The organism is Corynebacterium sp. HMSC074C01 (genome assembly GCF_001814605.1).
In the GTDB taxonomy this organism is placed as follows: Bacteria; Actinomycetota; Actinomycetes; order Mycobacteriales; family Mycobacteriaceae; genus Corynebacterium.
The window spans coordinates 62,052-83,765 of the sequence record NZ_KV817260.1; the positions used below are offsets into that span (position 1 = coordinate 62,052).

At 61.7% G+C, this 21,714-nt stretch carries 17 protein-coding genes; 5 read left to right on the forward strand and 12 right to left on the reverse strand.

Annotated elements, in window-relative coordinates; genetic code table 11:
• Nucleotides 1-48 precede the first annotated feature (48 nt).
• The 3 genes from HMPREF2978_RS01935 to gabT (HMPREF2978_RS01945) are packed head-to-tail and all read right to left on the reverse strand — an operon-like array spanning nucleotide 49 to nucleotide 3,853.
• A complete protein-coding gene (locus tag HMPREF2978_RS01935; RefSeq protein ID WP_070743846.1) occupies nucleotides 49-1,029 on the reverse strand; it encodes an alpha/beta hydrolase in 981 nt (326 codons plus the stop codon).
• A 13-nt stretch (nucleotides 1,030-1,042) separates the two neighbouring features.
• Nucleotides 1,043-2,491: a flavin-containing monooxygenase gene (locus tag HMPREF2978_RS01940; RefSeq protein ID WP_070743848.1), complete on the reverse strand. Its 1,449-nt coding sequence runs from the start codon at nucleotides 2,489-2,491 to the stop codon at nucleotides 1,043-1,045.
• A gap of 36 nt (nucleotides 2,492-2,527) precedes the next feature.
• A complete protein-coding gene (gabT, locus tag HMPREF2978_RS01945) occupies nucleotides 2,528-3,853 on the reverse strand; it encodes a 4-aminobutyrate--2-oxoglutarate transaminase (RefSeq protein WP_070743850.1) in 1,326 nt (441 codons plus the stop codon).
• Between the two features lie 225 nt (nucleotides 3,854-4,078).
• Here gabT (HMPREF2978_RS01945) and HMPREF2978_RS01950 point away from each other — a divergent pair, with 225 nt between their 5' ends.
• Entirely contained in the window at nucleotides 4,079-5,491 is a 1,413-nt protein-coding gene (locus tag HMPREF2978_RS01950; RefSeq protein WP_371326353.1) for a helix-turn-helix domain-containing protein, read from the forward strand.
• A 15-nt stretch (nucleotides 5,492-5,506) separates the two neighbouring features.
• On the opposite strand, the gene HMPREF2978_RS01955 is transcribed toward HMPREF2978_RS01950, so the two are convergent.
• Complete coding sequence (locus tag HMPREF2978_RS01955) at nucleotides 5,507-6,952, reverse strand: PucR family transcriptional regulator (RefSeq protein WP_070743854.1); 1,446 nt, start codon at nucleotides 6,950-6,952, stop codon at nucleotides 5,507-5,509.
• 116 nt (nucleotides 6,953-7,068) lie between these two features.
• Here HMPREF2978_RS01955 and gabT (HMPREF2978_RS01960) point away from each other — a divergent pair, with 116 nt between their 5' ends.
• Entirely contained in the window at nucleotides 7,069-8,397 is a 1,329-nt protein-coding gene (gabT, locus tag HMPREF2978_RS01960) for a 4-aminobutyrate--2-oxoglutarate transaminase (RefSeq protein ID WP_070743856.1), read from the forward strand.
• 68 nt (nucleotides 8,398-8,465) lie between these two features.
• On the forward strand, nucleotides 8,466-9,695 hold the full coding sequence (locus HMPREF2978_RS01965) for an aromatic amino acid transport family protein (RefSeq protein WP_070743858.1): 1,230 nt from the start codon (nucleotides 8,466-8,468) through the stop codon (nucleotides 9,693-9,695).
• Between the two features lie 193 nt (nucleotides 9,696-9,888).
• Here the strand turns inward: HMPREF2978_RS01965 and HMPREF2978_RS01970 are convergent, their stop codons facing one another.
• From HMPREF2978_RS01970 to HMPREF2978_RS01990, 5 genes are all read right to left on the reverse strand, one after another.
• On the reverse strand, nucleotides 9,889-10,662 hold the full coding sequence (locus HMPREF2978_RS01970; RefSeq protein WP_070743860.1) for a nuclear transport factor 2 family protein: 774 nt from the start codon (nucleotides 10,660-10,662) through the stop codon (nucleotides 9,889-9,891).
• 9 nt (nucleotides 10,663-10,671) lie between these two features.
• On the reverse strand, nucleotides 10,672-12,048 hold the full coding sequence (locus HMPREF2978_RS01975; protein WP_070512293.1) for an NAD-dependent succinate-semialdehyde dehydrogenase: 1,377 nt from the start codon (nucleotides 12,046-12,048) through the stop codon (nucleotides 10,672-10,674).
• Between the two features lie 148 nt (nucleotides 12,049-12,196).
• A complete protein-coding gene (locus HMPREF2978_RS01980) occupies nucleotides 12,197-13,237 on the reverse strand; it encodes a histidinol-phosphate transaminase (RefSeq protein WP_070526297.1) in 1,041 nt (346 codons plus the stop codon).
• A 13-nt stretch (nucleotides 13,238-13,250) separates the two neighbouring features.
• Nucleotides 13,251-14,588 carry an aromatic amino acid transport family protein gene (locus HMPREF2978_RS01985; RefSeq protein WP_070526294.1) on the reverse strand — a complete coding sequence of 446 codons (1,338 nt, stop codon included), beginning with the start codon at nucleotides 14,586-14,588 and terminating at the stop codon, nucleotides 13,251-13,253.
• Nucleotides 14,589-14,600: 12 nt separating this feature from the next.
• Nucleotides 14,601-16,247, reverse strand: coding sequence for a thiamine pyrophosphate-dependent enzyme (locus HMPREF2978_RS01990; protein WP_070526291.1), 1,647 nt, complete (start codon nucleotides 16,245-16,247; stop codon nucleotides 14,601-14,603).
• Nucleotides 16,248-16,376: 129 nt separating this feature from the next.
• Here HMPREF2978_RS01990 and HMPREF2978_RS01995 point away from each other — a divergent pair, with 129 nt between their 5' ends.
• Together HMPREF2978_RS01995 and HMPREF2978_RS02000 are read left to right on the forward strand one after the other, a co-directional pair.
• The gene (locus HMPREF2978_RS01995) at nucleotides 16,377-17,258 is read left to right on the forward strand and encodes a LysR family transcriptional regulator (RefSeq protein WP_246818713.1); all 882 of its coding nucleotides are present in this window, start codon (nucleotides 16,377-16,379) and stop codon (nucleotides 17,256-17,258) included.
• Nucleotides 17,259-17,318: 60 nt separating this feature from the next.
• Complete coding sequence (locus HMPREF2978_RS02000; protein WP_143342256.1) at nucleotides 17,319-18,371, forward strand: endonuclease domain-containing protein; 1,053 nt, start codon at nucleotides 17,319-17,321, stop codon at nucleotides 18,369-18,371.
• Between the two features lie 88 nt (nucleotides 18,372-18,459).
• On the opposite strand, the gene HMPREF2978_RS02005 is transcribed toward HMPREF2978_RS02000, so the two are convergent.
• The 3 genes from HMPREF2978_RS02005 to HMPREF2978_RS02015 form a co-directional block, all read right to left on the reverse strand.
• Nucleotides 18,460-19,182, reverse strand: a complete 723-nt coding sequence (locus HMPREF2978_RS02005; protein WP_070743862.1) for a sulfite exporter TauE/SafE family protein — start codon at nucleotides 19,180-19,182, stop codon at nucleotides 18,460-18,462.
• A 24-nt stretch (nucleotides 19,183-19,206) separates the two neighbouring features.
• Complete coding sequence (locus HMPREF2978_RS02010; RefSeq protein WP_070743864.1) at nucleotides 19,207-19,917, reverse strand: TIGR03089 family protein; 711 nt, start codon at nucleotides 19,915-19,917, stop codon at nucleotides 19,207-19,209.
• Between the two features lie 92 nt (nucleotides 19,918-20,009).
• Complete coding sequence (locus HMPREF2978_RS02015; RefSeq protein ID WP_210398327.1) at nucleotides 20,010-21,662, reverse strand: LCP family protein; 1,653 nt, start codon at nucleotides 21,660-21,662, stop codon at nucleotides 20,010-20,012.
• Nucleotides 21,663-21,714: the final 52 nt, after the last annotated feature.

Below are 21,714 nucleotides of genomic sequence, written 5' to 3' on the forward strand. Positions count from 1 at the left end.
AGGCGGCCTGGGAAGGTGCCTGCCCCGTGCGTGATGGAGCGGAAGCTTTTAGTTTGCTACCGCCTTGATGAACTCGGCGACGACTGCGAGCTCTTCCTCACCGCGGTCAATTACCGCGGCGGAGGTGAACAGCCCGTGATGGTAGCCCACGAGGTGCTTGTGCGTGACGTCGACGCCAGCCTTGGCCAGCTTGCCGGCATACTCGATGCCCTCGTCTGCCAGCGGATCGTTATCCACCGTGATGACGAGTGACGGGGGCAGACCCTCCGGGAGCTCTTCCAGCAACAGTGGGGAGAGATCCGTGGCCGTACGCTGCGATTCCTCCGTGACGAAGGTATCGATGAACCAGCGCATGGTGTCCGATGCCAGCGGGAAGCCCTCTTCCAGGCGCTTGTAGGAGGCACCGTTCTCAGTTCGCTCGCGAGAGCAATCCGTGATCGGGTAAAGCAGGATCTGGGAGCTGAGGTTGGCAGCGTTCTCCTCGCCCACAAACTCGTTCGCCAGGGTGGCTGCGAGCTGGCCGCCGGCCGAGTCACCAGCCACCGCGATGGAGGTCACGGTCAGGCCATGCTCAGCCGAGGAGTCGGACAGCCAGCGGTAGGCGGCGCGGCAATCGTCGATAGCTGCCGGGTAGGTGTGCTCCGGGGCCAGGCGATAGTCCACAGCAACGACCGGGAGGCCAGTCAACACCGCGATACGGCGTACCGAAGAGTGGTGGGTCTCCAGGTTGCCCATAAGCCAGCCACCGCCGTGCATGTAGAGCACTGCGGGAGTCTCCTGGCCGCGCTCCGCCTCCGGGCGGGGGTCGTAGAGGCGAACCTGAAACTGGTCGACCTGGAAATCCGTGGTCGCGGGTTCCTTCTCTTCGTGGAGCGGGTTGGCGTGGGCCGAGGCTACGTAGTTCTCACGCACCTGCGGGATGGGGAAGTTATGGAAGGACTTTGCCCCACCATCGCGGAAAGGTTTCAGCGCCTTCCACGCATCCTCAGCGACGGGGCGCCCGGAAAATTCGTCGTGCAGAGTGTGCATTGTGAACTACCTCCTAGACCAGCTCGTAGTCGTTGAGCTCGAGCTTGTCGGTGAGCTCGTAGTACTCGGCGACGTTGCCGGACCAGTTGTTGATGACGCGGCCTTCCTCGTTCTTGTACCAGGAGGAGCAGTCAGCGGAGAACGCAGATGCCTCGAGTTCCTTCTGGATACGGGTGTTGAACTCGTCGATGACGTTCTTCTTCACGTCGAGGGCCGCCTCCGGGTTCTCGCGCAGGTAGGCAACTGCCTGGGAGATGTAGCGGTCCTGCGCCTCGAGCATGGCCACCACGGAGTGGTGGTTGAGGTTGGTGTTCGGGCCGTAGAGCATGAAGAAGTTCGGGAAGCCATCCACGGTCATGCCCAGGTAAGCCTCCGGGGAGTTGCCCCAGCGCTCGCGCAGGTCGACGCCATCGCGGCCAGCAATCGGCAGGTCGCCCTGGAATTCCTGGGAGTGGAAGCCGGTGGCGTAGATGACCACGTCGAAGTCGTGCTCGACGCCGTCCTCGGTGCGGATGCCGGTCTCGGTGAACTTCTCGATGCCGGCGGTGATGAGCTCCACGTTGTCACGGTTGAAGGTGGGGTAGAAGTCATCGGAGCGCAGGATGCGCTTGCAACCGAAGGCGAAGGTCGGGGTGAGCTTTTCCACCAGCTCCGGGTCGTTGACCTGGGAGCGCAGGTGCTCCATGGCCTGCTCGACACCCTCGGCAGCGGAATCGGTGCCCTTGCGGGTGCGGTCGAAGCCCTCCTCGCGGACCTCGTGGATCTCCTGGCGGATGGCGCGGTAGGAATCCGGGTTCTCCTGGAATTCCTTGAGCTCCTCATCGGTGAAGATGACCTGGTTGCGCGGCAGGATGTAGTTAGCGGAGCGCTGGAACACGGAGAGTTTCTCCGCCTCCTTTGCTACCTCCGGAACCAGCTGAACGGCGGAAGCCGCGTTACCGATGACGGCAACCTTCTTGCCGGCCAGGTCAACGTCGTGGTTCCACTCAGCGGAGTGGAACTGCACGCCCTGGAAAGCCTCACGGTTCGGGGAGTTCGGGATCTTCGGCTTGGAGAGCTGGCCCCACGCACCAACAAAGACGCGGCCGTAGTAGGTCTCACCGTTGGCCTCGATCTCCCACGCCTTGAGGTCTTCCTTCCACTCGGCGTTGGTGATGCGGTGGTTGAACTTGATGTGATCGTAGAGGTTGAACTCCTCGGCGAGAGCCTTGAGATAGCCCTGCATCTCGTCCTGGCCGGCGAACATGCGGGAGACGCCGAGGTTGAGGAAGTAGGAGTAGCAGTAGATCAGAGCTTGGGTATCGCAGGCAGCGCCCGGGTAGGTGTTGTCGCGCCAGACGCCGCCGACCTCGTCGGCTGCCTCGAGGATGAGGAAGTCCTTCTGCTCGTCGCGGACCAGCTGGGCGCCCATGCCCAGTCCGCCGTAGCCGGTGCCGAGGATGATGCAATCGTAGATCTTCATAGTGGTGTGTCTCCTTTAAGACGGTGGTGGTTCGGGTTAGTTCGCGCGGATGGCTTCAGCCAGGACCTGGAGGCCGTCACGCAGGGTGGACTCGTTGATGACCAGCGGCGGCAGAAGGCGGATGACGTTGCCGTCGAGGCCGCAGGTGAGGATGAGCACGCCCTGCTCGCGGCAGGTCTTGGCCACCTTGGCGGTGAGGTCAGCGTTGGGCTGGTTGTTGTCGTCGACTAGCTCGATGGCGATCATGGCGCCGCGGCCGCGGACCTCGGCAACGGTGGTGAGCTCGAGCAGCGGCTCTAGCTCCTCGCGGATGATGGCCTCGATCTCGCGGGCGCGGGAAGCCAGATCCAGTTCCTCCATCTCCTCGAAGGCTGCCAGGGACGCGGCACAGGCCACCGGGTTGCCGGCGTAGGTGCCACCCAGGGAGCCCGGGTCCGGGGCATCCATGATTTCAGCGCGGCCGGTCACAGCGGACAGCGGCATGCCGCCGCCCACGCCCTTGGCGGTGGTGATGAGGTCCGGGATGATGCCCTCATCGTCGCAGGCGAACCAGGAGCCAGTGCGGCAGATGCCGGCCTGAATTTCATCGGCGATGAAGACGACGCCGTTGTCGGTGCACCATTCCTGCAGTGCTGGGAGGAAGCCCTTGGCCGGCTCAACGAAGCCGCCCTCGCCCTGAACCGGCTCGATGATGACGGCGGCCAGCTCTTCGGTGCCGACGTACTGCTCGATGTAGCGCAGGGTGCGCTGTGCGGCCTGCTTGCCGTCGAGGCCGTCGCGCAGCGGGTAGGACATCGGCGCGCGGTAGATATCAGCGGCTAGGGTGCCAAAACCCTGCTTGTACGGCTTGTTCTTGGCGGTCATGGTCATGGTCAGGTTGGTGCGGCCGTGGAAGGCGCCGTCGAAGACCACAACGCGGTTCTTGCCGGTGTAGCGGCGAGCGATCTTGATGGCGTTCTCTACTGCCTCCGCGCCGGTAGAGAAGAGGCAGGTCTTCTTCTCGTGGGTGCCCGGGGTCAGCTCGTTGAGCTTCTTGCAGACATCAACGAAGCCCTGGTAGGGAGCGTTGAGGAAGCAGGTGTGGGTGAGGTGGCTGGCGGCCTCGGCGACGGCCTTGGCAACGCGCTGGTTGGAGGCGCCGACGGAGGTCACGGCGATGCCGGATGCGAAGTCGACGATGGTGTTGCCGTCGACGTCGACAAGCACGCCACCGTCACCATCAGCGATGTAGGAGGGGTAGCCCGGGATGACGCCAGCGGCGACGTCTGCTTCGCGGGCGGCATTCAGCTCCTGGCTGCGGGGGCCAGGGATTGCGGTGGAGACATTCCGCTCCTGGGGGAGGCGGTGCTTGAGGTCCTGCATGCTGTCTGCTCCTTAATACTCGGAATTTTTTATGACGTGGGTCATTCTGGCGGCTAAACTTCATGAGGGCCATAGACAACTGGGTGAAAGAATGGTGAGAAATTGTCCACAATGGATACGGGGGTAGCGGTCGGGCTGGAAGAGGGGAGCGTTTCCCTGAGATGGTTGGCTAATCAACCCGATCTGGGGATAGAAATCCTCCACGATTGTGGGCGCCCTTTTTCTGTGATGCACCCGTGTGAGCTGCACGATCCCCTTGAGTTTGTGGGTTCCGGGGTGGTCATCCTGCTTACCGGCATGGCCTTTGAAGGAAAGCCGGAAGAGCTGTCGGAGTACATCTACAGGGTGGCCGAAGGCGGGGTAACGGGGGTGGGCTTCGGCGTTGGCCTCGCCTTCGCCGAGGTTCCGCCTGCCATGGTGGAGGCCGCCCGGGAATGCGATATTTCGCTCTTCACGGTGGCGCTGCGCGTTCCCTTCGTCTCGGTGCTCGCGCGCTTGCACGACGAGCTGCAACGACAGCGCGAGGAAGGGCTGGAGCGTTTCATTGCCCAGCAGGGTGCGCTGAACGACGCCGCCGTGGCCGGCCTGGACGCCCTCGTGGACAAGACCGGCCGACTTTTGGGTGCGCACTGTTGCCTCGTGGATAAGGATGGGCGGGTCTTCGCGCAGTCGAGTCACCCCGGCCTGCCCCCAGTGGACTGGGCTCCGGTGATTGCCGATACCCGCGCTCAGAACTTCTACGCCGCACGCCGCGTGGGAGGATGGAATGTCTTGGCCCAGCGTTTGGCCGACCACGGTGCGCGCTCCTTCGGGCTGCTGGCGGTGGCGCGTGAGAGTTTCGGTGTGAACGAGCGTGCGCTGCTCAAGCAAGCCGCAGGTCTCGCAGAACTTATGGTGAAGCGCCCGCAGGAGCTGCGGCGCACCCAAAACGAACTCAACTCCATGGCCATGGCTATTCAGTTAGGCATGGATCAACCGGAAGATCCTATGCGCCGAATCTTCCATATGGTGGGAGACGCACAGGGAAGGGTGCGGCCGGTGTTGGTGAAATCTGAGGGGGAGCGTGCCCACCAGCGCTTCATTCAGGCGTTGGATGCCCGCCTGCAGGATCACGGGCGCTTGCTTTTCGAGTACGCGCTGGATAAATCCTCCAGCCTTCTGCTCTTTAGGGGAAGCCGTTCGATGAAGAACTTGCAAGACTTGTTGCGTGATATTCGCGGAAGCAAGCGCATCGTCGTGGGGCAACCCATGCCATGGGCCGAGCTGGGAGTGGGAGTTGTCCGTGAACTAGAATCCTTCGCCTTTGGGTTGCAGCCAGGAATGTTGGCGGGGCCAGAATCGCGAACGTTGAGCTGGACCAGGGATCCCAGGGTCAAGGGGGCGGTGCACAACCGCGCCGAAGAAACCTGGGGCAAGGTGCGCGCGTACGACGCGGAGCACGGTACCGAATTGGCGGAAACCCTGGAGGTCTATCTGCGTGCGGGTGGGCACGTGAGCCGTACCGCTGAGGAGCTGCAATCGCATCGGCATACCGTGCGCAAGCGCATCGCGGACTTGGAGGATCTCCTCGAAGTCGACCTCAAGGATCCTCTCGTGGCGGCGGAGCTGCTCATCCTCGGGGTCAGCGTTCCGGATTGAGGCCTTAAAGCTCAGCTAAGAGTCAATACTGAGTAAGAGAAGCTCCGCGCGGGTTACAGGGTTGGCCAAGTCCACACCGCAGAGTTGCTCCACTTTATCCAGCCGAGCGCGCACGGTGTGCCTGTGAACCCCCAGCTCCGCGGCGGCGGTGGCCAGGTTGGCGTTGCCCACGAGGAAGGCACGCAAAGTAGCGAGCAACTCTGTATTGTGCTGCGCATCGTGTTCGGCCAAGCGGTTGACCGTGGCGGTGCGCCGAGCGGCGAGAGCCTCGGGTACTCCGGGTTCTGCCAACCACGTGGGGGCGGCGGAGTCAAAAGGCGCCACCGTGCCGAGTGGGAGGCTGCGTGCGTGGTTGTGGAGCGAGGATATAAGCGCCGGGGTGAGCGCCTGCCATTGGATGTGCCGCAGATGGGATGCCCGGAGGTGGCGTGTGTGCTTCCCGAGGAACTCCGAGTGCGCGGTGCCCGGTGGGAGCACGACGAGCGCTGAATCATGTTCCGGGCGGACAAAGCTAAGCGGCTCGGTCCTGCCGATCTCATTCAATGCGCGGGCGAGGCGTGCGGGGGACGGCGCCGTGAGAAACAGAACATCCACGAGGTCATGGCTATCGACCACGTGAAAGGCCGCCTGCAGAGCGGGGGAGTTCACACCGGCGAGCTGGGCGTCGAGTGCCAAAGCGCCGAGGATTGTGTGCGCAGTGGTGTCTGGGTGGTCCAAGAGCAGGCTGGCCAGACCCGCGAGGTGCCGAATGAGCGCCCGAGAGTAGGAATCGAATTTTTCTGCACGCGTTACCGCGATGGCCCAGCGCCGTCCCGCCGAGCCGAAGATGCTGGTGATGGTAGCGCCAGTGCTTGTCGACGTCCCCGTTTCCCGCCCCGTCTGCTCCGTGGCCTCCACCGCGGCGTCGGCCGCACTGAGCTGGCCGCGATCGCTGCGGCTGACTACGGCCCCGGAGGAGCTGGCCACCGCCACTGCGGCGCCAAGTTCCTTGCCAGCCTGTGCGATAAGTGCGCCGATGCTCGTGGCCGCCGCCTGGTTGAGGCGCTCTTGCTGGCGGTGGAGTGCAAAGTGCGCGTTGTTGTCCAAGCGGGCCTGTTCTTGAGCCACGGCCGTGGTGATGGAAACGAATCGGGTGGCGCGCGGGACTTCAAAGAGGGTGAGGTCGTGCTGGGAGCAGGCGCGGATAAGTTCTGCGGGAACCTCACTGAAGGCCAGTCCGGTGCCAAAGCCGATGCCCTGCACGCCGGCCGCGGCGAGGGCCGCAACATAGCGCTCGAATCCTTCGGCTGCCTCCTGGAAGGCAAGCCCCAACGTGAGCATGAGCGCGCCGGGGGAGGTGAACTCGCTGGGGTCTGCGAGCTCGGAGGCGTGGATGGTGTTGAAGGAGGCTTTAGCGCTAAGGACGCTCCGCAAGCTCAGAGAGCGCTGGTTGAGCAGCCAATGGAAGGAAATCTCACACATGGTGGACAGACTACACAGTAGTGGGAGCAAAATTTATACATAGTGTCCATAGTGTTCGGGGCGTGTTGGGGCCACACTAAGGGGCATCTTATTCATCCGAACACAAAAGGAAGACCATGCAGGAACTTCAGTACCACATTGAGCAGTCCCGCCACCTGGGTCAGCAGGTCCCGGGCCCGAAGAGCGCCGCCCTGGATGAGCGCCGCAAGAACGCCCTCCCCGCGGGCATGGCACCGTCACTTCCGGGCTACGTAGTGGATGCCGATGGCGGCATTCTTGCCGACGCCGACGGCAACCGCTTCATCGACCTCGCTTCCGGCATCGCTGTGACCTCCGCTGGTGCTTCGAACCCGGCCGTCGTGGCCGCGGTTCAGGAGGCCGTCGCGCACTTCACCCACACCTCCTTTACCGTGTCCCCGTATGAGTCCTACGTGGCCGTGGCAGAAAAGCTCAACGAGGTCACCCCGGGTGATCACCCGAAGAAGACCGCGCTGTTTAACTCCGGCGCTGAGGCCGTCGAGAATGCCGTGAAGATTGCCCGCAACTACACCGGCAAGCGCGGTGTCGTGGTCATGGACCGCGCCTTCCACGGCCGCACCAACCTGACCATGGCGATGACCGCCAAGCAGTCGCCCTACAAGAACGGCTTCGGCCCCTTCGCACCGGAAATCTACCGCGCACCGATGTCCTACCCGCTGCGCGATGGCCTGAGTGGTGCCGAGGCCGCCAAGAAGACCATCACCATGATTGAGCAGGAAGTCGGCGCAGCTAATCTGGCCTGCGTTGTTGCTGAGCCGATTCAGGGCGAGGGCGGCTTCGTCGTCCCGGCCGAGGGCTACCTCGCAGCAATCCAGAAGTGGTGCAACGAGAACGACGTGGTCTTCATCGTCGACGAGATTCAGGCAGGCATGATGCGCACCGGCACCTGGTTCGCCTCCGACCATGAGGGCATTGTTCCGGACATGGTGACCATTGCGAAGGGTATTGCCTCCGGTATGCCGCTGTCCGCAGTGACCGGCCGTGCGGAAATCATGGATGCCCCGCAGCCGGGTGGCCTGGGCGGTACCTACACCGGTAACCCGGTGGCCTGTGCTGCTGCGCTGGCAACCTTCAAGGAATTCGAAGAGAAGGACTTCGGTGCGCGTGCCCAGAACCTAGAGAAGGTCGCCCGCGAGGAGCTGGAGCCCATTCTGGGCGATGAGCGCGTGGCCGAGTTCCGCGGCCGCGGCGCCATGATTGCCCTCGAATTCGTTACCGCTGAGGGTGAGCCGGACTCCGAGCTGGTGCACAAGATTGCCGACGCCGCCAAGGCCGAGGGCGTCCTGCTGCTGACCTGCGGCCTGGACCACAACGTCATCCGCTTCCTGCCTTCCCTGGCCATCCCGGAGGACCTGTGGCGTGAGGCGCTGCAGGTCGTTGTCAAGCAGTTCAACGAATACAAGTAAGGCAAGATCACGTGCTCACCCAGCGCTGGCTGGGTGAGCACAAGTTTTAGTAATCATCGGAGAAGTCTTTGTCCAACAAAATTTCTGTGCCGCAGAGGGATGAATCCGCGGCGGAATTCAAACCTGCATTGTCTTTTGCGCAGGGCGTTGCCCTCATTTTTGGCACCAACATCGGCGCTGGAGTCCTCTCCATTCCTTATGCCGCTCGCAACGGCGGATTCCTTGCGCTCGTCATTGCCCTGCTCGTGGCCGGTACTCTCACGACCATTTCCATGTTGTACGTGGCGGAGTCCGCCATGCGCACCAAGTCCACGCTTCAAGTCTCCGGACTGGCCGAACATTACCTCGGGCAGTGGGGCAGGTGGCTGGTCTTCGTTGCCATCATCGTTAACGGCATCGGCGCGCTCATTGCCTATGCCGCCGGTTCCGGCGACTTGATCAACAACATCTTCGGTCTGCCGCCACTCCTCGGAACGCTGATCTTCTTCGGCTTCGGCTCGTGGGTGATGTACCGCGGTCTGCACACCACGGGTAGGACCGAGGGCGCGATTACGGCCGGAATGGCTATCATCATCGCTGTCCTTTGCGGATGGACGATTCTGGGCCCTGGAATCAAGATTGACAACCTTTTGGTTCTGCACCCGTTCTTCATCGTCCCGATTCTGAATCTGGCGGTCTTCTCCTTCTTGGCACAGTATGTGGTTCCGGAGCTCGTACAAGGTATGGATCCGGCTAAGCCGCAGGAGACCGCGCGGGCAATCGTTGTGGGCATGGTCATCACCGGCTTTACCCTGGCGTTGGTACCTTTTGCCGCGCTTGGCCTCCTTGGCATGGAGGTCACCGAAGTGGTGACCATCGCCTGGGGAGAGGCACTCGGTCCGGTGGCCTACTACCTGGCCAACATCTTTGCCCTAGCGGCCATGTTGACCTCCTTCCTGGCGATTGGTTTTACCACCATGCGCAACGTCCTGGACATCTTCCACTGGGAAGGCCTGAAGGGACAGCGCATTGTGGCAGTGGCGCTGACGGTTGTTCCGCCACTGGTGATTTCCATTGCTGGTCTCGGTGGCTTCGTTGCGGCGTTGTCCTATGCTGGTGGTTTTGCGGGCGCCATCATGTCCGTCATCCCGGTGATGCTGTTGCATGCCTCCCGAAAGAAGGGCGACCGCGATCCAGGCTGGAACGTGGGCGGACTCGCACACCCGTTAATTCAGGGCACCATCATCGTGGTCTACGTCTTGGCCTTCATCTACTCGATCATTTCCATCCTCGGGTTGGTGCCGGCAGGCTGGGCTTAGATCCGGCTTTTCGACGCGACACCCCGCCTACTTGCCAAAGTTCGGGCCAGATCTTGAGTCAGGAGCGAGGGATTTGGCAGAACGGGCAGTTGTAGCCCGGACCTGGCTCTAGTTCGTGCCGAAAAAAAGGCTGGGCCGCTCTCCATGTCGGGAGCGGCCCAGCCTTTCAGCATGATGTAACCGAGGTTACGGCCTAGAAGATGCCGTGGTTATGAAGTGCCTCGTCATCGGAGGGGACCTCAGAAATGGCATCCCACATTTCGACGAGCTTGCCGTCCTCGACGCGCCACAGCTCGCAATAGGAATGGCGCGCACCAGCGATGCTGCCTTCTGAATGGGTCAGAACGAACTGTCCCTGCGCAATCGTGCGGTGGATGCGCTCATACTCCAGCCCCTCGCCATCTTCCTTCAGCTTGGTGAGGAAGTCGACGCAGTTTTCGGCACCATCGGCGATGTCAGGGGAATGTTGGGCAAACTGATCATCGCGGGTGTTTTCGATGAAACCGGAGTAATCAGCGCCGATGAGCGAGCGGGTGAAGAACTCGATGACGAACTCTCGGTTCTGCTCGGTGAGGCTCTCATCACCGATTTCGGTAGCGCCATCGAGCTGCGTGCGGCCGCTTGCGTTCGGTTCTGCCAAGGGAACGAGGTTGTCCCAGTGCTCGACAATCTTGTCGCCCTCGACGCGGTAAATATCGAAACCGACGAAGGGCTCATCCTCGATGCCGTCGAAGCGACCATGCAAAGCAACGAGGCCGTTGGCTTCATCCGTAATCACGCGGGCGTTGGTGTACTTCAGTCCCTCGCCCAGATCCGCGACAAATTTCTTGAGCCCTTCTGCATCATTAGCGATGAGGGGAGAGTGCTCCACAAAGTTATCGGCGAAGTGCTTGTCCAGGACCGAGGTATCGTGGCCGTCGAAAAGCGCGGTGTGAACCTCGAGGACAAAGTTTCCTAGTGAAGTCATGGAATCTCCTTAGTTGGCCACGAAGTAGGTGCGCTTGTTGACGAACTCATCCATGCCATAGGGGCCGAGCTCGCGGCCGTAACCGGAGTTCTTCACGCCACCGAAGGGGACTTCGGCGCCCTCCGCCGCGTAGGTGTTGACGTTGGACATGCCGACCTCCAGGCGCTGGGCAATCTTCTCGGCGCGCTCGACGTCCTTGGAGAAGACGCAACCGCCCAGGCCGTACTGGGTGTCGTTGGCCAGCTCCAGCGCCTCTTCGTCGCTGCTGACCTTGAACACGGTGGCCACCGGGCCGAAGAGCTCTTCGTAGTAGACATCAGAGCCAACCGGAACATCGGTCAGCACGGCGGGGCTGAAGTAGGAAGACTTCTCATCGACGAGCTCGCCGCCGACGTGCAGAGTGGCGCCGGCCGCCACGGTGCGGTCGATCTGATCCTTGAGGTTTTCTGCCGCGCTGCGCGAAGACAACGGGGTGTAGACAGTTTCGGAAGCCTCCTGCGGGGTACCCGGCTTCATGGCCTTCGCGAGCTCGACCAGCTCAGCGACGAACTCGTCGTAGATATCCTCCATCACAATCAGGCGCTTGTTGGAGTTGCACGCCTGGCCGGTGTTGTACATGCGGGTCTCCCACGCATCCTTGGCTGCCTGCTTGACGTCATCGGTGTCGAGGATGACGTAAGGATCGGAGCCACCGAGCTCGAGTACTGCCTTCTTGAGGTTCTTCGCAGCCAGAGAACCCACCGCGGCACCTGCGCGCTCGGAGCCGGTGAGGGACACACCGCGCAGCTCCTTGTGCTCGATGATCTTCTCTGCCTGCTCATGGGTTGCGAAGATGTTGGTGTAGACGCCCTTGGGCACACCGGCGTCATCCATGATCTTCTGGATGGCAAGCGCGGAGCGCGGGCAGATGGTGGCGTGCTTCAAGACGATGGTATTGCCCAACATCAGGTTTGGTGCGGCGAAGCGCGCGACCTGATAGTAAGGGAAGTTCCACGGCATGATGCCCAGCAGAGTGCCGATAGGGAGGCGCTGGATGTAGCCCTTGCCGTCCATCTCGACGGGGATTTCCTCGTCGGCGGCGAACTTCGGGCCGTTGTCGGCGTAGTAGGCAAAGATAGCGCCGCTGAACTCAGCCTCCTCGAGGCCCTCGGAGACCGGCTTGCCCATTTCGGTTGCAATGATCTCAGCGAGCTCATCCTTGCGCTCTTCGAAGAGCTCGGCAACGCGCGTGACTAGCTTGGCGCGCTCCTCGATCGGGGTATCGCGCCAACTGAGGAATGCCTCGTGCGCGCCATCAACGGCGGCCAGGATTTCCTGGTCAGTGGCGTGGTCAAAAGTCTCAAGAACCTCACCGGTAGCGGGGTTTTCTACGCGAAATCCGGACATTGCTTCATCCTCCAATGATTGAAGTGTGTATGGGTTGCACCCCATTATGGGGCGGATTGTGACTTATTGCAAGGGTTCTGCACTTTATGTCATTTGTCTCAGTATTGGCTTATGGGGTACTTGGACTGAGGGGGTGAAAGGAGGCCACTTAGCCCCGCCAGGGCTGAATGCCCGCGCGGCGCCAGGCCTCCAAGAACTGGGTAGTCTCGGCTTCATCGGTAATGGACACGCGCACGCCCTCATCGAGGTAGCGGCGGATGACCACGCCTTCATCGAGCATCTTCGTTTCCACCTCCGCGGCATCCGCGCGCGGCAGCCACACGAAGTTGCCGTAGGACTTCTCGGCCCCTAGTTCTGCGCAGACGCGGTCGCGTTGTGTTTTGGTGATTTCGACGGCGTCGTCAAGCTCGTCATGGCGCTTGAGCACCTCCACCGCGGCAGTTTCTGCCATGGCGGTCACCGTTAGCGGCAGGGAGAGCAGCTGCAGAGCATTGATGATTTCTGGGCCAGCCACCGCGTAGCCCACGCGCATGCCGGCCAGGCCCCATGCCTTGGAGAAGGTGCGTACACCGAGCAAATTGGGGTAGCGCTGGTATTCCTCCACTGAATCCGGGGTATCGGGGGCGTCGTTGTATTCCCAGTAAGCCTCATCCAGCAGTACGACGACGTCCTTGGGCACCCGGTCCATGAAGGCGCGGAATTCACCGCGCGTGATGACGGTGCCCGTCGGGTTATTGGGGTTGCACAGGATGATGAGCTTGGTCTTCTCCGTCAGGGCGGCAAGGACTGCCTCCAGATCGACGCGGTAATCCTCCGTGAGCTGGACCAGAATCGGTTCCGCGCCGGCCATGCGCACGTAGAGGGGGTAAGCCTCAAAGCTGCGCCAGGGCACGATGACCTCATCACCCGTCTGGCAAGAAGCCAAGATGGTGGCCTGCAGGATGGGCGTGGAACCCGCCGAGACGAAGATATTTTCCGCCGGGACATCTAGGTAATTGCACAAGGCGTTGGTGAGCTCTAGGCTGCCGGGCTGTTGGTAGCGGTTGGTGGTGCGGGCGGCGTCGGCAACCGCGGCAATGATGTCCTCGGCAGGCGGGAAGGGGACCTCGTTGGAAGAGAGCTTCAAGGCATTGGGGAAATCCTTGCCCACCTTGTACTCGGGGAAGCTTGAGAGATCACTACGAAGCATAATCACGTCCTTTCTAAATCATGTCCCAGATGGTCACGGCCATAATCAGCAGGCCCATGCCGAAGACGAAGTAGTTCCACGGGTCATTGCGGAATTGCTTGTACACGTCCAGTTTCTTGAACATGTACACCGGAACCAGGTAGACGATGAACGCCACGAAGACACCGGAGACCACGGAAATCATCGAAATAATGGAGGGGTTGAAGATCGCCACGAGCGTGGTGCACACGAAGGCGATGAGATAAATGATGTTGAGCAGCGTGCGGTGCGAGACCTTTTCCGCCAGCTTTGGCGCGGCGTTCTTCAGCAGGTATTCCGTTCCCTCTTCGGTACCGAGCATGTGGCCGAAGTAGGAGGAGACGATGGCGCAGATGACCACGATGGGGGCCATGTAAGCCATGAACGGAGTGCCCGTGACGTTGGCGAAATAGGAGAGCACCGGGATGTTTTGCTCGAGTGCCTCATTCATACCGTCGGCGCCGAGCGCGAGGACGCAGGACCACACGAAGAACATGGTGAAGACGACGAGCAGGATGGCGGTGTAGAACTCCGTGCGGGAGACGCGCTTCTCGGTCTTCTCGCCGTACTGCGGCTGCATGTCGATGGCGAACTGCGAAAGCGCCGCCATGTGGGAGAAGGAAAAGACCAGCACCGGAAGGATGAGGAAGATGCCCTTGAGCATCTGGCCCCAGCCATCGGCACCATCGTCAAAATGGATGAAGCTGTGCAGGTCCCAGCGCGGAATGAGGTAGATGGACGTGATGGCCAGGGCGATAATCAGCGGGTAGACCAGCACTTGGGCCAGCCAAATCATAGGTTTGCGGCCGATGGCGAAACCACCGGTCATGATTCCGACGCAGATGGTGGCCAGCAGCCAGCGGTCGATGGAAGGCCCGCCCAGCTGGTTGACGATGAAGCTATCCACCGCGTTGGTGATGGAGACACCGTAGATCAGGACGGTGGAAAAGACCGTGATCCAGTACAGCACCGCGAAGCCAATTCCTTGGCCTTTGCCCAGGTATTGCGAAACCAGCTCGAGGATGTCTTTGCCGTGGTCCTCCTTGGGTGCGCCGGCAACGATGCGCGCATAGGTGCGGTGTGAAAAGTACACCAGCGGAAGGATGAAAACCGTAGCGAAGACGAGCGGCCAGAACCCAAATCCGCCGGCGTTAAGCGGCAGGAAGAGGATGCCGGCACCTACGGCGGTGCCGAAGAGCGTAATGATCCACGATGCGGTGGAGGCGGCGGGGCGCTGCTTGGCGACGACCCCATCGCCCACGATGTGCTCGCCCTCTTTCAGGTCACTGGTGGGCGGTGTGGATGTTGTTGAGGGAGTATTGGTAGAGCTCATGGTGAGCCTCCTCTAGTCGATGGGTAGGGAGTGGTCCTGGTCAGTGATGACGTTGATGAGAGCTGGTACGCCGTCTTCGGCGATGGCGCGCAGGGCCCGGGCTACTGCCTCTTGTGCCTGCGAGTCGTCGGTAACGAGCTCACCGTGAGCGCCGAAGCCGCGGGCTACCGCCGCGAAATCTGGGTTCACCAGCTGGGTGCCGGAGACGCGATCAGGGAAGTGCTTCTTCTGGTGGTCGCGGATGGTTCCAAATTCGCCATTGGACATGACGATGATGAGGAAGGGCGCGCCGTATTGCAGTGCGGTGGCCAGCTCTTGGCCGTTCATGAGGTATTCGCCGTCGCCAGCAATGGTGACGACGGTGCGCTCCGGGAACTGCAGTTTGGTGGCTACTGCGGCCGGGATGGAATAGCCCATCGAGCCGTTGCGCACGCTGAACTGGGAGGGGTAGACCTGCGAGCGCAGGAATTGTTGGGCCCAGATGCAGTGGTTTCCGGCGCCGAAGGTGTAGATGGGATCCTGCGGCAGCTGTTCGTGGAGTGCTGCGAGGATGGCCTCCATGTGGGCGGTGCCTTCTTTTCCGGGACGGTAGTCCGCTGGCTCGGGGAGAGTGGCGAAGTCGAGGTGGTTCGCGTGCGCGTTATCAAACCACTCGCCGCGCTTGTCCTTGCCCTCGATGCTCAAGCGGTCCAGGGTGTTAGCGAAGGCTACGGGGCTCGCCACGATGTGTTCTAGCAGCGCCACGGAGTGGCCGCGGAGGCTGGTATCAGGATTGATCGCGATGTTGCGTGCCTGAGGTGACTGGCGCAAGGTATAGCCATCGGTGGGAACATCACCGAGAACGGCACCGACTTCGATGACGAGGGAGGCGGCTTCCAAAAGTTGTGCCGCGCGTGGGTCGCGCCCATAGCCGAGCCAGCCGGCGTTGGCGGGGGAGTCGAAAGGCACGCGGTCAGCGGCGCGGAAGTCTTGAATGATCGGGATGCGGTGCTCTTCGGCGAAGCGAGTGATCTTCTCTGCGGCCTCCGGGGTCCAGCGCGGACCGCCGGCAAAAATGAGTGGACGCTCTGCGCGGCTCAGCTCGCGGGAGAGGAGGTCCAGGTGATCGTCGGAAAGCGCGCCTTCCGCAACCGGGATGGGCGGATGGATGGTGCCCGTGTACTCCTGGTGGAGAATATCCTCCGGCAGGCCCACGATGACGGGGCCGGGGCGGCCCTGCTGGGCTTGGAAGAAAGCTTCGGCCACGACGCGGGAGGCGCGCGAGGGATCATCGAGGACGAAGACCTGCTTGGCCTGGGTGCCGAACCAGGCCTTGGGGTCGAATTCCTGGAAGGACTCGCGGTCGCGGTCGGAGGTGGGGATGAGGCCCACGAAGAGGACGAGCGGGGTGGCATCCTGCCAGGCGGTGTGGATGCCCACGTAGGCGTTGGCCGCCCCGGGCCCGCGGGTAACCATGGCGACGCCCGGTTGGCCGGTAGCCTTGCCGTGGGCTTCGGCCATGTAGGTGGCACCGCCTTCGTGGCGGGTGACGATGGCCTTAACGGGGGAATCGTAGAGGCCGTCGAGGACGGGAAGGAAGCTTTCGCCGGGCACGAGGAAAGCGCGGGTGACGTTGTGCGCGGCGAGGGATTCGGCAATAGCGGCGCCGACATGTGACATGGAAACCTCCCTGGTGTTGTTGTGGTGGTGGTCTCATTATTCTTTGCTGATGTCATGTTGTCTAATGTCTAGAAAGCTGGAAACCCATACCCTAAAGGCATGTGCCGTGGTAGAAGTGGGGGAATGGACATGGTGAAGGCCAAATATTTCCTTGCGGTGGCTGAGGCTGGCACGGTGACCGCTGCCGCGGCGCGCCTGGGTATTACCCAGCCGGCGCTGAGCCGCCAGCTGCGGCGCTTTGAAAAAGAGCTGGACCTGCAACTCTTCGTGCGGGCAGGGTCCTCACTAGTGCTTAGCGACGCTGCACATGCCCTCATCCCGACCTGCCGCCGCCTCCTCGCCGAATCTGCGCGCGCCGGGCAGGCAGTGGAGGCACTTCGCGCGGGCAGTATCCCGGCACTGCGTGTGGCTGCTACGCCGACGACGATTTCGACTCTGCTTGCGCCCTTTATTGAGGCCGCTGGCCAGACTATCCCTCTGCTCACAACGACCCCGGTCACGCACTACGACGTCTTTGACGCGCTGGAAGGCTCCGCCGACGTGGTGATTGCCACCATCCCGCCAGGCAATGACGTGGCCTCACTGGCTTTGGGCACGATTCCGGTGCGTGCCTGGGTGCCGCCGACGCACCCAATGGCATTGGAGTGTGCGGGTTCGACCAGCGTGGAGGTTAGACGGTTATTGCAAGAAAAGGTGGCTCTGCCCTCGCGGCGCAGCGTGTCCCGCGGGGTGGTGGATTCCTTCGTGGGCACGGCCGGCTGTGCCTTGGGCTCGCATGCCGAGTGCGATGACACCGCAACCTTGAGTGCCTTGGCCCGCTCGGGCCGAGCCGTGGCCCTGATGACAGAGCTGCAGCCTCCGCGGCTGGTGGGCTTCGACGTGGTCGATGGTGAAAAGACCCTGGGCGGGGTGCCGCTGGTCGCGGCCTGGTCCCCGGGGCACTTCGCGGGGCAGGAGATTGCACAGATTGCGCGGCGGTTCCGGAGTTTTATTGAGGGTTCGCTTCGCTAGGGTCTGCTTCTGGGCGCTGGGCGGTGTGCGCTTGGTGTGCGGTGGATAAAACTGCCCCAGTTGCCAAAGTTCTGGCCAGATCTTGAATCAGAAGCGATAACTTTGGCAGCAATGGCAGCTGCGCAACACTCAGCGGTGAACCGTGTTACCTTGGGGCTTAATCTTCCGGGGGGAAATGACATGAGACATGGCATTGTGCGCGATCTGTCTAAAGGTGTGCTTGCAACTCGCGTGCGCCGAGGAGAAGTAACGCGACTGGCCAAGGGGCTCTATGTCTGGGGCAGGCCCGAGCCATTAGAACTGTTGAAGCTGCTACAGGAGCACCGGCCATTCCTTAAGGCGACAGGAACAACGGCTGCCCAGGTGCTTCTTGGAGAGACAGTTACTTTTCCACTGAAGCTCGCCAGTGTGGAGAGAATGCCGGCATCGACTTTTTATGTGCACTCGCGGGTGAGCGTCGAAAGCTTTGTTACCTCGTCTGGGATCCGGATTCTTAATCCTCTTGTCGCTATGAAGTCCGTGAGCCCTGAAATGGGGATTCGCGTTTTTGAGTCCATCTATTCCTCGAAAGCCGGACGAGCCCGACTGGATAGTCACCGCGAAGCACTCAATGTTATCCCTGTGGTAAGCCAACGCATGCTGGACCAAGCCGCGCTATTCACCGATTCTGGTGCGGAGGTGAAAGTGGCGAAGGGGCTGAAAAGGCGTGGGCTCAAGGTCGAGTGCAACGTTGTTATCGGTCACTACACCTGGGATATCGTGCTCCCAGAGCTCAAGATCGCGGTAGAAATCAACGGGATGAAATTCCATTCCCAGCAAGAGTCATGGTTGCGGGACCACTGGAAGAACAACGAAGGTGCTCTGATTGGGTGGTTAACGCTGCGCTACACAGGTCATTGCGTGGCTCATCATCTGGACTATGTAATCGACCAGATAGCTAATGCCAGGAATCCGGACTTTGAGAAGCGCTACTTCAAATTCATCGGATTTTGGCACGAGGGAGTGTTGCCGCCCAAACCAAAGCCCTGGGAGTACAGCGAGCATTTGGGGTATCTGCCGCCTGTGCCGCCGGAACCGCCAGACTTTCCGGGGCCACCCAACTGCCCTAGATGACGAAATTATTGCCAGATCTTGAATCGGAGCCGCGAACTTTGGCAGAACGGACAGTGTGGAGCGTGGTCCTGGCAGCAGGTCGCGGACGCTAGGCAGCAACCAGCCCCTCAACAATGAGCGCCAATGCCGCGCTGATAACTACGACGATGACAATGCGGTTGAGCACCGTGGCGTTGATGAAACGGTTGAGGTAGCTGGCGGCGATGAGGCCCACGATGGCCACCGGCAGGTAGGCCGCGGCGGCAGTGAGCTGCAGGCTGGTGATTTGTCCACTCAAGGCCAAGATGGCCAGTGAGATGGTGGAGCCGATGATGAATGTGCCCGACAGGGTGCCGCGCACACGGGTGGGGTCGTATCCCTTGAGCACTAACGCCATGGGCGGGCCACCGATGGAGGTCGACGTGCCCAGGAATCCGGAAGTAGCGCCCGCGACAGCAATGTTGGTCGTAGTGCGCTTGGGTGACCAGCCGAGGCTGGACAAGGTCATAGCAAAGATGACGGCGCATCCAATGAAAAGGGAGAGCCCGCGATGGGAGAGCGAGGCAATCGCCCACGCACCCGCGAGTGAGCCGGGTATTCGTGCGATGGAGGAAATGGCCACAATGTCCCACGACACTGCCGAGCGTGACTTGAGCATCGTCGTGGTGGAAATGACGAAGGCCAGCAGGAGGATGAGCGTGGGAACAAGCTCCGGCTTAATCAGCGCCAAGATCGGGGTGGCGATGGTGCCTAGGCCGAAACCGATGGTTCCTTGGCAGATTGTGCCCACGAGGATGAGCAGGCCGATGAAGACGTAGAGCCAGCTGAACATTGCTCTACTATCTCACGGCAAGCTTTAGGAGCGGACGGTGACCTTCTCGTTGTCTGCGATTTCCTGCAAACGGTCGGCTGAGCACAAGCCCGCCACAATGACGGCGGAGCCGCCCGCAGCCAGTGGTTCAAGGACGGCCCGCTCGAAGGAGGGGCTGTCCGTCCAGCCTTGGGAAAGTACGCGCTCAGCGCCTAAATTCGTGGGGAAAAGCTCCGGTAGCGGGGTAGTGGTGCCATAGAAGTGATCGCCATAAAAGCGTACGGTGGGGCCGAAGTCGATGGTGCCCAATGGCAGCTCGCCGCCGCTTTCGACAACGCCGCGGCCAAAAGGATCCTGGGTGACTAGCACCGTATCGACCAGCGGTGCTGATGCAGAGCCGGCGCCCGCGTCCGCCGCAGCCTTGAGGTAGGCCTCCGGAGAGGTGAAAACCACGGCGATATCGTCGGCGTGCGGCTCGGTAGCGGCCGCACCGTCTGTTACGTCGAAGGGGATGCCGGCGGCTAGCGCCCCAAGCGCAATGACGGCAGCCTGCCAGGACACCGGAAGGTCAATGAGGATACGGGAGTCCGTGTCCGGTTCGAGGTCGAGCTCCTCCAGCAGCATGTTGGCGATCTTGGAGGTCCAGTTCTCCAGCGTTTGCGCCGAGAAGTCCATGCGGGTGCCGTCAGTTTCGTTATAAACACTGAGCCGGGGAGCAGAGGCATCGGCGGACAGGAGATGCTGTAGGAGTTCCATGTCCGCCCATCGTAGGTGGCAGGCGCTCAGCCCGCCACGAACGGCCGGTGACTAGGCCTTTGGGCGCGCGGCGAGCTTCACTCGCGGCACGTTTAGTTGACGCAGCGCGGGCCGTCGCCGCCGGCGTCGATCTCAGGCGAAACCTCCGCGGTACCGAAGTCATCGCCCGGGGTACCTACCTGCTGGGTTTCACCGCCTTGGTCAGGCTCCGCAGCAGCCTCTTCTTCCTGTGCGGAATCATCCTTCGGGCCGGCGTAATCATCAGTGGCCACCACGATGAAGGTATCCGGCTCGAGCTCCTCGTTGGCCGTGACCGGCAGTCCGCCGAGCTGCTCGGCTAGGGCCAGGGCGCGCTCATCGTTAGCATCCGCAGCCACAATCTGGGACTCGGTATACAGGCCCGACTGCGCATTGGCCGTGCGCTCCACGGTGTAGCCCACGTTCTTCAGCCATGCGCCGATTCCGCCGGCCATTCCGTCGACGTTGCCGGCGTTGAGGACGTGCAGATTGAGGTCCTCAGCCACGGGCTTTTCGCCATTGTCGTTGCCCTCGTCCGTGGCGGCATCCTCAGACTTTTCGTCTTCTTCGGCCTTTTCCTGGGACTTGGCCAGATCCTCCATGAAGCGATGTACCTCCGCGGTATCGATGGTCACCACCGATTCGCCATAATCACCCACGCCGGTAATGGAGGTCACCGGGATCGTCGTAAAGGTCACGTTGCCGCCGGCCAGCCCAGCCAGCTGGGTAACGAAGCCCATGATGTCCCAACCGTCATCGATGACCACGGAGCGCTCCACGGCATCGGCGATCTTGTTGAGTTTGCCCGGGGAGGTCAACGTTCCCGAGTCCAGTACCTTCGAGGTCAGCGATGCCATGTAGGCCTGCTGGCGAACGATGCGGTCAAGGTCACCGCGCGGAAGATCATAGCGCTGGCGCACGAAGGAGAGGCCCTCGGAGCCCTGCAAGGTCTGGCGCCCGGCCGGGAACTTGGCGCCCGACATCGGATCATCGACGGCGTCGTTGAGGCAGACGTCGACGCCCCCGACGGCGTCGGTAAGCAGCACGAAGCCCAGCAAACCCACCTCAGCGTAGTGATCAACGCTGACATCAGTGAGTTGGTGCACCATCGAAATGAGACCAGAACGGCCGGCTTCCGTGCTTTCCTTCTCGATCTCCTTGTCCGTGTGAGGTGCCTTCTCGCCCGCTGCCTCAGCCTCCGCGTTGTCCTGCTGCAGCTCCTCCATCTTGGCTAGCTTGTGTTGCGCAAAGACGGCGTTGATCTTCGTGTTACCGAAGTCTTCGTCGTGGACATAGGTATCGCGCGGAATGGATACTGCCGTGGCGCGCGAGCCATCGTTGGGAATACGGATCACCATGATGGTGTCCGTGTTTTCCTCTCCTTCGTCCACGCCGGCATGCAGATCTGCCAGCTCCTGTTCGGAAAGCGGATTCCCCTTGGCATCGGTGCGCGAGTCCTTGCCCACGAGCAAGATATCGACCGCGCCATCGAGACTGCTGTCCTTGAAACCACCCTGGTTGCCCAGCGCCAGGTTGGATGCGGAGGAAATATCATTTCCCAGCTTTCCCACGGTGAAGTAGCCCACGCCGGAGACCACGAGGACGACGGCGGACAAGAAAGCGACGATGGCTTTCACCGGCGTCGATCCTCGTTGGGCGGTGGGCGCGGACTGCGAGGGCGCGGCCTGGATATGGCGGGCGGCGCGCGGGGAGTTCGGGGAAGTCACGGGACTAGTTTAGGTGAGCTCGCTGCAAAAACGTGAAGCAGTGTCGCGGGCG